At 63.1% G+C, this 13,876-nt stretch carries 17 protein-coding genes; 9 read left to right on the top strand and 8 right to left on the bottom strand.

All coding sequences use genetic code 11. The features are described from left to right. Nucleotides 1-32: 32 nt before the first annotated feature. The 5 genes from BKH33_RS05305 (at nucleotide 33) to BKH33_RS05285 (ending at nucleotide 2,864) form a co-directional block, all read left to right on the top strand. The gene (locus BKH33_RS05305) at nucleotides 33-419 is read left to right on the top strand and encodes a hypothetical protein (RefSeq protein WP_076078475.1); all 387 of its coding nucleotides are present in this window, start codon (nucleotides 33-35) and stop codon (nucleotides 417-419) included. A gap of 122 nt (nucleotides 420-541) precedes the next feature. Beyond that, nucleotides 542-1,612: a glycoside hydrolase family 16 protein gene (locus tag BKH33_RS05300; protein ID WP_003780124.1), complete on the top strand. Its 1,071-nt coding sequence runs from the start codon at nucleotides 542-544 to the stop codon at nucleotides 1,610-1,612. Nucleotides 1,613-1,688: 76 nt separating this feature from the next. Then, nucleotides 1,689-2,051 carry a nuclear transport factor 2 family protein gene (locus BKH33_RS05295; protein ID WP_003780133.1) on the top strand — a complete coding sequence of 121 codons (363 nt, stop codon included), beginning with the start codon at nucleotides 1,689-1,691 and terminating at the stop codon, nucleotides 2,049-2,051. 103 nt (nucleotides 2,052-2,154) lie between these two features. Continuing rightward, entirely contained in the window at nucleotides 2,155-2,466 is a 312-nt protein-coding gene (locus BKH33_RS05290) for a type II toxin-antitoxin system Phd/YefM family antitoxin (RefSeq protein WP_050998453.1), read from the top strand. Further along, nucleotides 2,463-2,864 carry a type II toxin-antitoxin system VapC family toxin gene (locus BKH33_RS05285; protein ID WP_003780159.1) on the top strand — a complete coding sequence of 134 codons (402 nt, stop codon included), beginning with the start codon at nucleotides 2,463-2,465 and terminating at the stop codon, nucleotides 2,862-2,864. Before BKH33_RS05290 ends, BKH33_RS05285 begins: the two co-directional genes overlap by 4 nt. Here BKH33_RS05285 and BKH33_RS05280 read toward each other — a convergent pair. From BKH33_RS05280 to BKH33_RS05265, 4 genes are all read right to left on the bottom strand, one after another. Next, the gene (locus BKH33_RS05280; protein WP_003780100.1) at nucleotides 2,859-3,497 is read right to left on the bottom strand and encodes a malonic semialdehyde reductase; all 639 of its coding nucleotides are present in this window, start codon (nucleotides 3,495-3,497) and stop codon (nucleotides 2,859-2,861) included. The two genes, BKH33_RS05285 and BKH33_RS05280, sit on opposite strands and share 6 nt — an antisense overlap. A gap of 339 nt (nucleotides 3,498-3,836) precedes the next feature. Then, nucleotides 3,837-4,544 carry a hypothetical protein gene (locus tag BKH33_RS05275; protein WP_003780150.1) on the bottom strand — a complete coding sequence of 236 codons (708 nt, stop codon included), beginning with the start codon at nucleotides 4,542-4,544 and terminating at the stop codon, nucleotides 3,837-3,839. After that, nucleotides 4,541-4,867 carry an ArsR/SmtB family transcription factor gene (locus tag BKH33_RS05270; RefSeq protein ID WP_003780101.1) on the bottom strand — a complete coding sequence of 109 codons (327 nt, stop codon included), beginning with the start codon at nucleotides 4,865-4,867 and terminating at the stop codon, nucleotides 4,541-4,543. The genes BKH33_RS05275 and BKH33_RS05270 overlap by 4 nt, the downstream gene beginning before the upstream one ends. A gap of 83 nt (nucleotides 4,868-4,950) precedes the next feature. Next, nucleotides 4,951-5,736: a CPBP family intramembrane glutamic endopeptidase gene (locus BKH33_RS05265; RefSeq protein ID WP_003780118.1), complete on the bottom strand. Its 786-nt coding sequence runs from the start codon at nucleotides 5,734-5,736 to the stop codon at nucleotides 4,951-4,953. Between the two features lie 462 nt (nucleotides 5,737-6,198). Between BKH33_RS05265 and BKH33_RS05260 the strand changes: the two genes are divergently transcribed. The 4 genes from BKH33_RS05260 to BKH33_RS05245 all read left to right on the top strand — a co-directional run bounded on the left by BKH33_RS05260 (nucleotide 6,199) and on the right by BKH33_RS05245 (nucleotide 9,823). Beyond that, nucleotides 6,199-6,597 (top strand): excalibur calcium-binding domain-containing protein, encoded by a 399-nt coding sequence (locus BKH33_RS05260; protein ID WP_003780109.1) that lies wholly within the window; start codon nucleotides 6,199-6,201, stop codon nucleotides 6,595-6,597. Between the two features lie 249 nt (nucleotides 6,598-6,846). Next, nucleotides 6,847-7,320, top strand: a complete 474-nt coding sequence (locus BKH33_RS05255; RefSeq protein WP_232621419.1) for an excalibur calcium-binding domain-containing protein — start codon at nucleotides 6,847-6,849, stop codon at nucleotides 7,318-7,320. A gap of 409 nt (nucleotides 7,321-7,729) precedes the next feature. Continuing rightward, nucleotides 7,730-8,284 carry an excalibur calcium-binding domain-containing protein gene (locus BKH33_RS13420; RefSeq protein ID WP_081395144.1) on the top strand — a complete coding sequence of 185 codons (555 nt, stop codon included), beginning with the start codon at nucleotides 7,730-7,732 and terminating at the stop codon, nucleotides 8,282-8,284. Between the two features lie 459 nt (nucleotides 8,285-8,743). After that, entirely contained in the window at nucleotides 8,744-9,823 is a 1,080-nt protein-coding gene (locus BKH33_RS05245) for a type I restriction enzyme HsdR N-terminal domain-containing protein (RefSeq protein WP_076142621.1), read from the top strand. A gap of 519 nt (nucleotides 9,824-10,342) precedes the next feature. Here the strand turns inward: BKH33_RS05245 and BKH33_RS05235 are convergent. From BKH33_RS05235 to BKH33_RS05220, 4 genes are all read right to left on the bottom strand, one after another. Then, nucleotides 10,343-11,287 (bottom strand): HNH endonuclease, encoded by a 945-nt coding sequence (locus tag BKH33_RS05235; protein WP_003780102.1) that lies wholly within the window; start codon nucleotides 11,285-11,287, stop codon nucleotides 10,343-10,345. Nucleotides 11,288-11,492: 205 nt separating this feature from the next. Further along, the gene (locus BKH33_RS05230) at nucleotides 11,493-12,236 is read right to left on the bottom strand and encodes a cupin (RefSeq protein WP_076142620.1); all 744 of its coding nucleotides are present in this window, start codon (nucleotides 12,234-12,236) and stop codon (nucleotides 11,493-11,495) included. Next, nucleotides 12,233-13,042, bottom strand: a complete 810-nt coding sequence (locus tag BKH33_RS05225; RefSeq protein WP_076142619.1) for an ABC transporter — start codon at nucleotides 13,040-13,042, stop codon at nucleotides 12,233-12,235. The genes BKH33_RS05230 and BKH33_RS05225 overlap by 4 nt, the downstream gene beginning before the upstream one ends. Further along, the gene (locus BKH33_RS05220; protein WP_003780116.1) at nucleotides 13,039-13,794 is read right to left on the bottom strand and encodes an ABC transporter ATP-binding protein; all 756 of its coding nucleotides are present in this window, start codon (nucleotides 13,792-13,794) and stop codon (nucleotides 13,039-13,041) included. Before BKH33_RS05220 ends, BKH33_RS05225 begins: the two co-directional genes overlap by 4 nt. Between the last annotated feature and the right edge of the window lie 82 nt (nucleotides 13,795-13,876).

Below are 13,876 nucleotides of genomic sequence, written 5' to 3'. Positions count from 1 at the left end.
TCGGGCGGTGGGTGCGCTACTAGCCTCGGGGCATGAGCTACGACATTCTGATTTTCGAGCCGGCGGCGGTCTCAGACGAGGAATTCCCGCAGTGGTGGGAACAGGTCTCCCAGTGGGAGGAGCCGCGCGACTACGACACCACCGACGGCTCTACCCCGGCGATCAGGTCCTTCTACCGAGACCTCATCCGCTCCTTCCCCCCGTTCAACGGCCCCGACGCGCTGAGTGAGGAGGAGCTCGAAGAGCGGGAGGACAAGGGGCTGCCGGTCGCCGAATACACCATCGGCGCCGACCACATCTACATCAGTGTCGGCTGGTCGGACGCGAACGCGCTCGTCAAGATCGTCGGCCAGATGGCCTGGACGCAGCGGCTTGCAGTCGCCTACGTCAGTGACGACAGTTCGATCGTCCGGCCGTAGCGGCGGGCGGGGCCGCGGCGCCACGCGGACCTCTCATAAGCGCGGGTGTCTTGTCCGATAACGACCGACTGGTTAGGCTCCTCGTATCCGCTGGAAGGGTTCCCGCATCAAAGGAGACGACCGTGAAACCCGCACGAGCAACCCAGCTTCTCATGACCGTAGGTCTTGCCGTGGCGACGGCCACCGCCTGCTTCCCGGTCCAGCCCCAGGGTGCGGGCCCGGGGGCTGCTGCTCTGTCGACCAGTGTCGGCACCGAGCAGGCATCCCCCGGCGGCCCGGCCAGTGCGGCGGCCTCGGTGCCGCCGGCCGGTAATGCCTCCGTGCCGGCGGCACCGTCGTCGAGCATGGGGGAGACGACCACTGCTGCCCCGTCCGGTGAGTCCTCCGCCTTGCCGAGCGAGACCGCCGCCTCCCCGTCCGACGCCGCAACCGCCTCACCCTCGCAGCCCTCCGAGGGCTCGGGTCGGGGGCGCTCCGAGGTCGAGATCGACGGCTGGAACGTCGACTTCTTCGAGGGCTTTGACGCCTCCATCGAGGAAACTGGTTGGGAGCAATACGGCGATAACCCCCTCACCGATCCGGGAGCCATGGGCATGAGGTTGAGGAGGGACTCCTTCACCCAGAACGGCGAGCTCATCATTCGCACCCAGTACCAGGATGGTCAGTGGAGCGCCGGTGGTGCCTCGACCAACAAGGTTTTCGCGGCCTCGCGCGGCCGGTGGGAGGTGCGCGCCAAGTTCTCCCGGGCAAAGGGCATCGGGTACGCGATCCTGTTGTGGCCCGAGGACCAGAAGGCACCGCCGGAGATCGACTTCGTCGAGGGGCGCTTCCATGGTCCGCCGGTGGTGGGCACCTACCACTGGGGTGATGCCACTCCGGAGGGACACATGCGGAAACAAGTGAGCCTCGACAACCCTGACATGGGTGGTTGGCACACGTACGGTGTCATCGTGGAGGACGAGTACATCGCCTTCACCTTCGACGGCGAGGAGTGGGGCCGGATCACTCGGGACGACGTCGGCGAGAACATCTCCAGCAAGCGGATGTTCTTGGGGGTCCAGAGTGGGGCGATGGATCCCAACCACGAGAACGCCCGATGGTACGAGACGGTCGACGGCGGTGTCCCCGGCCCGCTCACTCCGGCCGTCTCCGACATTCAGATCGACTACGTCGCCCACTACACCAGGGGGTAGTTCCCGTATCTGGAGGTGAGCGCAGTTCCGAATTCGTCTCGCTCCCGCACGCCTCCCAGACAGCCCAGGAGAACAGATGGCCGCCTCTGCAGCAGACTTCGCCGACGAGTACCTACGCTCATGGATAGAGCCCGATCCGAAACGACGTCGCGACCTCATCATGAATATGTGGGCACCGGACGGGAGGTTGACCGTCTCCTCGCCGGCGATGGTTGTAGAGGGCGTTGACCGCATCGTCGATCATGTCGCCAGTCTTTACGATGCCCTGAAGGATCTGGACTTCGTCTACGACCAGCAGATCGAGTCGGGGGATGCGCTGCTCCTGCGCTGGTCGATGTCCACCCCTGCCGGGGAGTTGGTCAAACGCGGTGTCAACATCGTCTTCCGCAATGCTCAAGGGCGGGTGAGCCGAGTGCACATGTTCATGGACGTTGACTAGCTCGTAGCGCCGGCTGGGTGCTGCCTCTCGATACTTTTGACTCCGGCTCCGGACTTGCCGCCACAAAGTAGTACATGTAGAACCTATATCGTATTCTCGTGTCATGAGTGCAGCGGATGTGCCGGTTTCTCCGGGGAACAGAACTGTCGGACTGCGGGAGGTCAATCAGCAGGCCGGGCGGGTCTACCGTGAGGTCGAGTCCAGTGGTGTGCCTGTGACGGTCACCGACCACGGTCGCCCTATTGCTCAGATCGTCCCGATCCGCCATGACGAGTCGTGGTACGAGCGCATGGTCCGTGAAGGCAAGGTTCGTCCGGCCGCAGACGACTGGGTGCTGCCCACCAGGCGGTGGGAGGCGCCCGAGGGGTTCGACCTTGAGCAGTTCCTCCTCGGCGAGCGCGAGGAGGACAGGTGATCTACCTCGACACCTCAGTGGCGCTGCTCGCACTCCTCGGCCAGCCCGGAGCCGATGAGGCTGCGCGGCTCATCATGGATGCCCGCGTGAAGGAGGGGCTGGCCTCCTCCTGCCTTCTCAAGGTGGAAATGGCGCGGGCAGCGCATCGCGATCACTTCGACGTCCGTGTGGTCGATGAGTTCATCGCGGGAGTGGAGGTCATCGAGATCGGTCCGGACGTCATTGAGCGCGCCAGCGCCCTGACCGGTGAGCTCAAGTCTCTCGACGCCATTCACCTGGCCACCGCGACACTGCTGGACGCCCCTCGTCACCCTGTCACGGTTCTGACTCACGACGCCCGCCTGGCCGGTGCCGCTCGGGCCCGGGGGCTGGGTGTGATCGACCCATTGGGCTCATAGCACCCGATAGACCTCCTCGAAGGGCAGGCGCGGGTTTCGCTCCTGGTAGGCGTCCGGCCCCGGGTGACCGACGTTGATGACCAGCAGCACCTCCACGTCGTGAGCGGCGAAGAACTCGGCCGCCAACGCCTCGGCGTCATCGCCGTTCATGGGGCCGGCTGCCAGCCCGACGGCGCGAATCGCCTGGATGACGTAGGCCGTCTGAACCAGTGCTGAGGCGCGCGCCCACCGTGCCCGCATGTCCGGCCCGCCCTCCTCCAGCAGCTGCTGGTAGCGCTCGCCGCGCGGGTGCAGCCGCGGCAAGGACTCGGCGAAGGAGCGGTCGGCTGCGCAGACGAGTGTGAGAGGCGCCCCCGCGGCCTGCTCGCGATTGCCGCGAGGAAGACAGGGCAGTAACCGCTCCCGGGCGGCGGGGGACTGCACGGCCGCCACCCGCAACGGCTGGGCGTTGACCGCCGTCGGCGCCCACTTGGCCAGCTCGTGGATTGCCCGCAGCTGGGCGTCCGTCACCGGTTCGTCGGTGAAGGTGTAGGCGGTGCGTGCCCCGCTGAACAGCAGCGAGGCGTCGGACTCGGTCAGGATGGACTCGCCGGGCACGGGGCCCGGAACCGGAACGGGGGAGACGACTGCCATGCCTCGATTGAAGCACGTGCCGTCTCCCCCGCGGTGGAATGGCCGGTCGGGTACCGGCCCTTCGGGCGGTGACCAGTCCTTAGGCAGCCTTACTGGCCGCCGCCCGACGTTATGGATGATGTCTCCCGAGGTGTTCTTGTCGTTGCTCTGTGCCTCCTCCCTTCCTGCTTCTTCTGTCTTTCCTTGGCCAGGTGGGCGGGTGTGCGCCGTCCTGTGGACATCAGACAACACGAGGGGATGTTGTGGTTGTGTTGAGGCTATTGCTTATGTCGTTGCAACATGCGAACCCTCCGGGACATCTCGGTGGGTGCGTCGACCCTGCAGATATGTGACTGCGGCTTACGGGTGGCGGTGCCGTGGCCTGCTCAAACGCATGGCCCTGACCAGGGAGGCGACCAGAAGGGTCACGGTGATGGCTACCGCTCCGCTGCCTCCGATCGCCAGACCCAGCCACGGGCTGGCGGTGGTGCCCGCAATCGTGGCCAGGCCGACGACGACCATCGAGATGCCCGCGCTGCGGCTCATCGAGCGTTGAGCGACGATGAGGGCATTGAGCCAGGAGTCATTCGTCTCGACGTCGGACTGCGCGATGGGGAGGTAGATGCCCAGAAGGACCAGCAGGGCGCCCAGGCTCATCGCCACCAGCGTGAGCGCGGAGGTCTCGGAGCCCGTGTGGAGGCCGACGACGAAGACGTGCACGGCGCACATCACTAGGCAAAGCCCGGCCTGCGTCGCGGTGCGGACCCGTGCGGCACTGCGGTCGTAGCGGGGCATTGGCATGCCGGTGAGGGAGGAGAACTTCGCGTTCACCCAGGGGCTGATCGCCATCAGCGAGGAGACCAGCACGAGGGTCACCGGCATTGCCGACGCGCTAAAGCCTCGGGGGATGATGCTCGCGCCGTGGCTGCCGCCGGCCTCCCGTGTGACGATGGTGGGCGCCATCTCCGGCCAGTGCACGGCGCTCCAGGCGATCATGAAGGCCAGGGCGATCGCCGCAGCGATAACAACTCCGGCGGGAAAACGAGTTGGGCGGTTCTCGGTTGTCATGGTTCTCTCCTTTCCTGAGCGAGGCGGACGGTGGGATCGGGGGCTTTGAGCGTGCCGCCCAGGGAGGCGAGCAGCAGCATGGCCTCGTCAATGAGGGTGAGGTTGACGCGGTACTGGATCTCGGTGCCGCGGCGACGGGTGTCGACCAGCTCGGCCTCGCGCAGCGTGCGCAGGTGGCCCGACAGGGTTGATCCTGAGACGCCGACGGCGTTGGCGATCTCGCCGACCCTGACGTAGTCGTGATCGCGCAGGAAAGCCAGGATCGCGCGCCGTGTGGGGTGCCCCAGGGCGGCGAAGACTCCTGATTCGGTATTTCGCGACATACCGAAATAGTACTCCGGGCGCCGTCGGCCCGCGCGTTGAACGAGCCGGAACGGGCCCGGAGCGGAAGGTGAGTGTGATGCGGTCAGTGCAGGAGGAGGGTCAGGAAGGCGCTGAGGTTGTTGAGGCAGTGGATGCTCGCCGGGTAGAGCAGGTTGCGGTCGGCCTTGACATAGAGCAGCCCGCAGCTGAGCCCGAAGAAGGCGTGCGGGATGACGCTCAGTACCTCGGAGAGCGCGAACGAGTGCATGTGCAGCGCACCGAACAGGACGCTGGAGACGACAACAGCCACCCAGGTCGGCGCGAAACGCTCGATGAGCCCAATGAGGAGCTGGCGGAAGAACATCTCCTCCACAATCGGCCCCACGATCCCGAGCACGACGACGATGATGATCGGCGGGAACATCCGCGTGGCTTCGCCAACGCTGGTGTCATTCTGCAGGGTTGCTCCGGACAGGCCGGCGAGGTTGAGCAGGGCCGAGGACGCCAGGCCGCCGACGAGCTCGATGACCAAGGTGGCGAGTCCGCCCACGATGAGAGTGAGGACGGCCCGCCGCTTACGGGCCGCTACCTGACGGGCGGCCCGGGCCAGCGGGTGGCGGAAGGCGACGCAGCCGACGGCGAAGAGAGCGATGTAGAGCGCGAGGCCGGTTGCGGGGCCGGCGTCCCCGGGGATGAGAAAGTGGCCGAGGTGGAGGGGGAAGAAGAAGGCGTAGACGCTTGTGAAGATGACCAGTGTGACGGTGCTCAGTCGGTCGGGGTGGGTGCTCGCGGTCGGAGTCGAGACCGGAGCGGAGTCCGACGGCGCAGGATCCGGTGCTCCGGAGATGGTCGGCGTCTGCTGGGGCAGGGACGTGCGGGAAGTGCTCATGGCCGGAAGTGTGCGGCGGCCGGCCCATGAGTCACATCGCCCCGGCGGCTGAGTCTCGGTGTGCCCCTCAGACCCTGGTTCGTCAGACTCCGGTTCGACTCCCTAAGCCTTGCTGAGCTGCCTGAGCGCATGTGTGGTCGGCTGTCGTGGGGTTGGAAGACTGCGCACTAAGCGTAAAAATAAGGGACAATTGTCAAGCAGTCGCATTTCAATTTCTACTCCCAGTGACAGTGAAAAATGTGTGTATCAATGCGATTGCATTTTATGGCTGCGTGAGTTATTACTGCCCCTGGAGTGCTTCAATTCTATCGGCTAGCCGCCCACCATCCCTTCTCCTGACTCGAGGCTCTCGTGAACGCGCCCTTTTTGTCCCCTATTCCTCCCATATTTTCCCGTTCGTCTGTTTCATCAGTGTCTTCCTCGACGTCGAAGCGGCGGGGGCTGTTGAGGACCTCGGCTCCCGTGCTCCTCGCCCTGGTTCTTGGCGTCGGGCTCGCCGGCTGTGACGACACCGCCAGCACTAGCAGTGATGCTCCGTCTTCGACTGCGCCGGCCGAGTCGCAGCAGGACTCCGGCAGCGATGGCTCCGCTGACTCCGAGGAGGCGCCTGCTGAGGAGCCCGCTGCGGAGCCGACGGACGACTCGTCTGGCCGGAGCGGCTGGTTCGGTGGCGGTGACTCGGGTTCCGGGGAGAGCTCCGAGGAGGGGGCGACCCCCGAGCCTGAGCCTCAGAAGGAGTTCTACGCCAACTGTGACGACGCCAAGGCTGCCGGGGCTGCACCGATGTACAAGGGTGACCCTGGCTACCGGCCCGAGCTGGATCGGGATAAGGACGGCATCGCCTGCGATCAAAATAAGTAAGGCCTGACTATTGCTGCGGCAAGCCAATGCCGGCTCTCGCTGCTCCAGATCTCATCTTCGCGTGTCCCGTCATGCTGCGTCGAGTGCTATGCGGCTTGACGTAGCGCAACACATTGTCTTTCACTTTTCCTTTTCGAGGCTCTCATGAAGAATTTCCCTGTCCACTTCGTCTCTTTGCGATCGTTCCACGCCGGTGCTGGTCGGGCGGCAACTCCGATGTCCCGTTGCCAGAAGGTGACGGTGAGGTCAGTGTCTGCGGCCCTTGCCATCGCGGTCTGCGCCGGACTGGCCGGGTGCGGGGTCCCGTCGTCGGCTGACGATGTGGACTCGCCGGTACCGGCACCCTCGCCGACGGCGACTGCTTCGGTGTCGCCGTCTCCTACTCCGACTCCGTCCCCCGCTCCGACCCCGACGCCGAGTCCCGCCCCGACGCCTACGCCGACGCCCACGCCGTCACCGAGCCCGACGACGCAGGCCCCGACCCCCGAGCCCTCGACGCCGCCTGAGACGCAGGAGCCCGAGCCGACGCCGGAGGCGGATACGCAGGGTGGCGGTGGTGGGGCGGCTCCCGCACCCGCTCCGGAGCCGAAGCAGGAGAGCACGTACTACCCCAACTGCAAGGCTGCGAAGGCAGCAGGCGCTGCTCCCTTGTACCGAGGTGATCCCGGGTATCGCGAGGACCTGGATCGAGACAAGGATGGCGTCGCCTGCGAGATCAAGTAAGGCTCCGTTGACGCCTGCCGTCTAGAACGGGGACGCTGCAGAGTCGTCCACCAGTTCCATGTGCTTCGTTCGTAGCGTCTACGTGCTGCGAACGAAGCACATTCGGTTGGACGGTCTGTGGGATCTTGTATAAGGAGCACGACGTTCGCTCACGTCACGTGAGCTGAGATGGCACGGAGTGAGCGGAAGTGGACCGAGTGGGCAGGAGTATCGGGATGCGTTAAACCCGCAGTAGCCAGAGGGGTACAAAGGGAATGAGCTTCAGTGGCTAAGTCGTCTTTGTACTTCTGGAGACAACTGTAGGTTGCGGTATGATTTCATTTTCCGAAATTTCAGGACGCTGGATTCGTCGAGGTGCTTTAATCTTCTCGACTAGCCGTAATGATCCTTTCTTGCGACCTGAGGCATCATGAGCGTACCCCCTTCTCCTCCATATTCGTCAGCATATTCCTATGTTGGTCCCAGCCAATACTACAGTCCGATGCCGAGGCGTCGGACGAATTTGAGGAGATTTGTCCCCTATGTTGTGACGTTTGTTCTTGGGGCTGGGCTTGGCGCTGCTGGCGCGTCGGACGATGCTCCGTCCCAGCCGACGGCGGCGTCGACGCCCACTGTGGTGTACTCACCAACCCCTGTTCCCACGGTTGTCTACAGCCCGTCGCCAGTGCCAACAGTTGTTTATTCACCGTCACCGGTGCCAGCGACTGAGGCTCCCGCTCCACCGGCGACGGTTCCCGCTGCGCCGGTGTCGGAGCCGACGCCGGAGACGAGTGAAGAAAATTCCGGAGGTGGTACCTCGTCTGGCACAGGTGAGGAACCGACTCGGTCGGAAGCCGACTCGAGCGGTGTCTACTACCGCAACTGCAAGGCGGCTCGCGATGCCGGTGTGGCGCCGCTCTATCGAGGGCAGTCCGGTTACCGGCGTGAGCTGGACCGCGATAACGACGGCATCGCTTGTGAGTAGAAAAAAGCGATTGACCGTGGAGTGATCGTATTGAAATTCCGAGTGCCTTAAGTCTCTCAGGGGAGGAGATGAAATTTCGGTTGCGCACTGGTAGATACGGTGGAGACGCAACTGGAGTATGTCTGCTTGGGAGTGCCCTTATGATAACTTCTGTAGGTTAGAACGCGTTGGACTGCAGCACCACTGGATGAGTGTCCGCTAGATTTGAATAAAATGTGCATACTGCGTTGGTATGTTACTGAAAGTGAGTGGGACTTTCGGTTGGTTTGAAAGAAGGTCTGCCACTTTTGATGGCGAGCTCTCAATGTGACACTAGACCCTTGTCTCGAGTTCTATACGTAAATAACGGTATGGCGACAATTTCGAGTTATGCGTTGAAAGTTGTGAGAGAGCGGGAAGTGGTTGATCTATGATGTCGAACCGACAAAGCCGTTGTTCCGAGGCAGTCAGTGAGGACTCATGTCATTCGAAGATGCGTTGCTCAACATAGCAAACCGTGTGCGAGACTACGCCGGTTCGCTTGAGACCGAAGAAGCCACTAAAAATGCGATCATCATGCCTTTCATTCAGAGTGTTCTAGGCTATGACGTATTTGATCCAGATGAAGTTGTGCCGGAATTTGTTGCCGACGTCGGTAGTCGGAAAGCTGAAAAAATTGACTATGCCATCAAGCGTAAGGAAACCATACAGATTCTTGTTGAAGCTAAAAAGGTTGGCGAACCTCTGTCGCTTGAACACGCTAGCCAGCTAGTTCGATACTTCTCCGTATCTAATGCTAGGATTGGGGTCTTGACTAATGGGAGGTGCTGGCATTTTTACACCGATCTGGACAAGCCCAACATCATGGATTCCAAGCCATTTCTTCGCCTGGATCTTCTAAATGTAGATAGTTACATTCTTCCCGAATTGAAAAAGTTAACTAAAGCAACATTTGATCTCGATTCGGTGTTAACGGCGGCTGAGGAACTCAAGTACGTGTCCTCTACTAGGGCGGAGATTGCAAAGACCTTCAGTGAGCCGGATGCGGATTTTGTGCAGCTGTTTGCCCGCCGGGTGTATGACGGTGCACTTACCGCGAAAATGAGGGAGTTTTTTCAAGGGGTTGTCGAGAAGGCGTGCAGGCAGTTCCTTGCTGATCAGGTTAATGAGCGTCTTAAGAATGCACTTGGTGAGACTGTTTCCGCTTCTCCCGAAAGTGAAGAAGAAAACACTCGGAGTGAGGTTGAGGTCGAGGATAAGAAATCAGGAATTGTTACTACCGAGGAAGAAAAGCAGGCATACATGATTGTTCGTGCGATCGTGGTGTCAGAAATTCCGCTGGAACGGGTCGTTGACCGCGACACCAAGAGCTATTTCGGCGTTCTTGTTGATGATTCTAATCGCAGACCAATATGCCGCTTCCACTTCAATGGGAAAAACAAGAAGTATCTTGGTCTGCTTGATGAGCATAAAACCGAGACTCGTCACCAGATCGATCGTCTAGAAGACATCTATCAGTACGCCGAACAGCTTCGCGAGGCTGCGCGTCGTTACCGGTAGGGGCGGCCAGGTAGGTGTGCTGTAAGTGTTTGCTGACAGCGGCGCTCACAGCGTCAGCTGCAGTCGGCGCCTGGACCTGAGTTGCCCAGGCGCCGATGGCGGTCTCTAGATGGCGCCGGCCGGGGATGACGGCGACGGCCTCTCGGTGACTGCTCTTAGTGGTGCCGATGACGGTGAACCAGGTAGGTCTGCCGAGCCGGTGGAGTAGATCGGCACCTTCTGGCTCTGCGGCAAGGTGATCCATGACGACGTCGAGTGCTGCCCTCCAGGTCTGCATCTCGATCCCTGTTTCGGCGTGCGCGCGCAGGAGATCTGCGACGAGCAGCATGACATCATCTCGATCGGTGTCGTTCGTGGGGTGCCAGTGCTTGCCGATGATAGCGGCGAGGCGATCCGCATGTTCAAGCACTGCTGCCTCGACTTCGGTTGTGATGTCTCGCGGGTAGGTCATGGCGGGCTCCTTCGAGTAGATGGAACCCATTCTCTGGAGCTGTGTGTAGCTTGTCGGAAGCTTTGGGTCTATCTGACTGTTTGAGCCTCTGCTTTGAGGAAGTCCTCGAAGTGTTCGGCAAGACGGTCGCCATCGGGGCGCATCTGTTTGGAGGCCGGCACATGCGTGAGGGAGTGACCTTCGAATTTTAACAATCCAGTTTGCAGACGGGCGGTCTCGAGGCGCTTTGCTCGTGTTGCCACGTGGATGTGGCGGTCGGCGTCGATGCCGAGGAGATGGCGGTCGTAGGCGGTGTGGTGGAGTCTGCACAGGGCCAAGCCGTTGCTGACCTCAGGGACTCCCGCTTCCCTGGAGTCGGCGATGATGTGCGAGGCTTCCAGGAGCTGTGCGTGCGGAAGATCGCAGACTGCGCAAGAGATCTGGTAGGCACTGAGTACGTGCTCCCTGAAATCGTGCTGGTGGATGCGCTCTTTCATCCACCTTGACTTATATTTCTTTTCAATAGGAGGTGGGTTCGTGAGGTTTCCGTAGGGGATCGAATCATCGATGTCTATAATAAATTCCTGCTTCTGGAGGTCGACATCTTTGATGTATGCCGGGAATCGCATATAGTACAATGTTGGATTCTTCATTGACGGCACTCGAATAAGCCAAACGAGTGGATACTTGCGCAGATGCGCCTCGATCATCGCATCGTTTGTCCATGTCTTGTTGTCCGAATCGGCGAACTGGTAGTGGAGAAGTCCGTCGTCATCGATAGTATCATCGTATGGCCTGGAATCTTCTTCTGTAGATGTAGTTTTGAAGGAAAAAGCTCCGCGAAACTGCTTTGGGCGCCATATTCCTTGATTTCTGTTGATTAACTGAATTCGATGGCCGTGCCAGCGGAATCCGTCGTTAAGGGTTTGAAAGGTCAGTATTTCATGTCCGTTGATGCGTTGTTCTTCCAGCCATTTCATGGTAGCTAGGTGCGCATCGAGCTCCTCTTCTGGAGTGAACGTATCGCTGTCCATGGTGCTTCCCTCATGAAAAGAGCAGGTGAGAGACGGGGGTGTCTGCCTGCGATGGCAGAATGTCTCTGCGGGAGTATATCGTGCTGGAACGATGTTGAGCGATCTGGGTTTACTCGGCAGGGGATAGGGGTGAAAGCGTCCTCACTCGCTCTCACCCTTGGCTTTGATGAGCGGCGGCCGGCTCGTACTTGTGGTGTCCTGATCCTCATCCATCGGCCCGCACCAGCCGGACGATGCCAGCCATCTGAGTGGCCGTCGTCCAGGCCAGGATGATGAGTCCGGCGGAGGTGACGTCCGCCTGCGATTCGGCTGCCGTCAGCCAGATCTGGCCCGCCTGGCCGGGGAACCAGCGGGCGGCGTCGCCCAGGAACACGGCCAGCTGCGGTGTCAGGATCACCAGCACCACGGCCGCCGTCGACGCGCCGATGACGCTGCGCAGCGCCGCACCGAGCCCGGCCGCCAGCAGCAGCACCGCCGTCAACCAGACCACGGTTCTTCCGCCGGCCCACAGCGCCGCCGTCGACATCGTCGGGCACGCCGCCAGGCTCGCCCCGACCAGGACGCTCGCCGCCACCAGTCCCGTACCGGTCAGCACCATGAGTCGCGCCGCCGCCAGCCGCCCCCGCGCCGGCGTCACCAGCAGACTCGTCATGCCCTGCGCCGTGGAGTGCTCGGCACCCGCGGCGGCCACACCGGCCGCCACGAAGCCGATCTGCACCGCCAACGTCCACATTGGCGCGATCTCCTCGAATCCGAAGTCCCGCCCATCCACCACGTTCTGCAGGACCGACATCATCGTGGCGATCGCAGCCGCGCCCGCCACCGCTGCCGACCACCACATCGCCGGCAGCGTCACCACCTTCAGCAGCTCCGCGTGCAGCGCACGCCCCCAGGCTGTCGTCACCCCTGCGGTAGCCCTCACCCTGCTGGTCGCACCGGCTCCGCTCATACGTCCCGCCTCATCCACACCCAGCAGCACACCGCCGCGCACCCGCCCGCCCACGCCGTGCAGACGGCGGCCGCCATCGGGATCGACAGCAGCTCGACGAGCCGGTCGTAGTTGAGCGTCGTCGGGTTCGCAATGAGCCGCACCGCCGCGGTATCCGGCAGGAACCGGGCCGCATCGGTGGACTTGATGAGAAGCACCCCCGGCGAGATCATCGTCGACATTGCTACGAGGACCGTCATCGACACCAGCGCGCTGCGCGTCGCCATCGCCAGTGCCATCGACGCCATTGCCGAGAACACCCACCACGTCAGGATTCCCATCAGCATCCACCACGGCACCGGCTCGAAGGGCACACTCGACCCCAGCAGGTGCCGGCACAGCGAGTAGGTCGCCGTCCACGCCACCGCCAGGAGCACCGTCGCAGCACCCAGCACCACGAGCAGCTTCGCGGCCACCGATGCCCCGCGCCGCGGCTGTACCAGCATCGTCGTCGTCACCTGTCGCGGAGCGCCGGAGGCCCCGCTCGTGCGCGGATCACTTGCGTACTCGCTGACCACAACACTCACCGCCAGCACCACGATCCCCGTCGTCCCCACGTACAGCCCGATGACGCCGACGTTGCCCAGCTGCGCCGGCGCATCCGGGTCGCCGGCCGCCAGCCGCGCCGCCAGGTCATGATCCGTGTAGTACTCGATCAGGAGCGGCAGGACGATCGCCAGCGCCGCCCCCAGCCAGGCCCCCGGCAGGCCCACCGTCTTGCGCACCTCCGCCTTGAGGGAACGCACCACCGCCGTCGCCGCGCTCATGAACGGACCCCTTCCTCGCGTCCGGCCCGGCCGCCCCGACCGCCGGCCTTGCCCCCGGTCGGGGCAGTCAGCGAGAAGAAGGCCTCCTCCAGGTTCGCGTAGCCCGCCGCGACCTCCTCCAGCGTCCCGGCGGCCCGCACCCGCCCGCCGGCGATGACGACGACGTCGTCAGCCACCTCGCCCAGCTCTGCCAGAACATGACTGGACAGCAGGACCGTGCCCCCGGCATCGGCCCTCTGCCGAAGCAGCGTGCGGATCCACCGGATCCCTTCCGGGTCCAGGCCGTTGACCGGTTCGTCGAGGACCAGCACCTCCGGGTCGCCCAGCAGCGCCGTCGCCAGCCCCAGGCGCTGCCCCATTCCCAGGGAGAAGGTGCGCACCCGCCGCCCGGCCGCATCACTCAGCCCGACGACGTCGAGTACCTCGGCCACCCGATGCCGACTGATCCCTGCGCCCGAGGCCACCCAACCCAGGTGACCGCGGGCCGTGCGCGAGGGATGCGCGCCCGAGCCGTCGAGCACCGCCCCCACCGTGCGCAGCGGCTCGCGCAGCTCGCGGTAGGGGCGCCCGCCGATAAGCGTCCGCCCGCCGTCGGCCCGGTCCAGACCCAGCAGGCACCGCAGGGTCGAGGACTTCCCGGCGCCGTTCGGGCCCACGAATCCGGTGACGCGGCCCGGACGGGCCTCCAGGCTCACGCCGTGAAGCACCTCCCGCTCCCCGTGCCGCTTGACGAGGTTCTCAATACTGATCATGGGCCAACTCCAGCGCGCCGAGCGGCAGCGCGCATCGGCCGCCCAGCCGAGGCGGTCCCACTGCCTCAGACCCAGGTCCGTC

This window comes from Actinomyces naeslundii (assembly GCF_001956585.1).
Taxonomy (GTDB): domain Bacteria; phylum Actinomycetota; class Actinomycetes; order Actinomycetales; family Actinomycetaceae; genus Actinomyces; species Actinomyces naeslundii.
The sequence above is the reverse complement of the archived record's forward strand: the minus strand, read 5'-3'. Positions and strand labels throughout refer to the sequence as shown.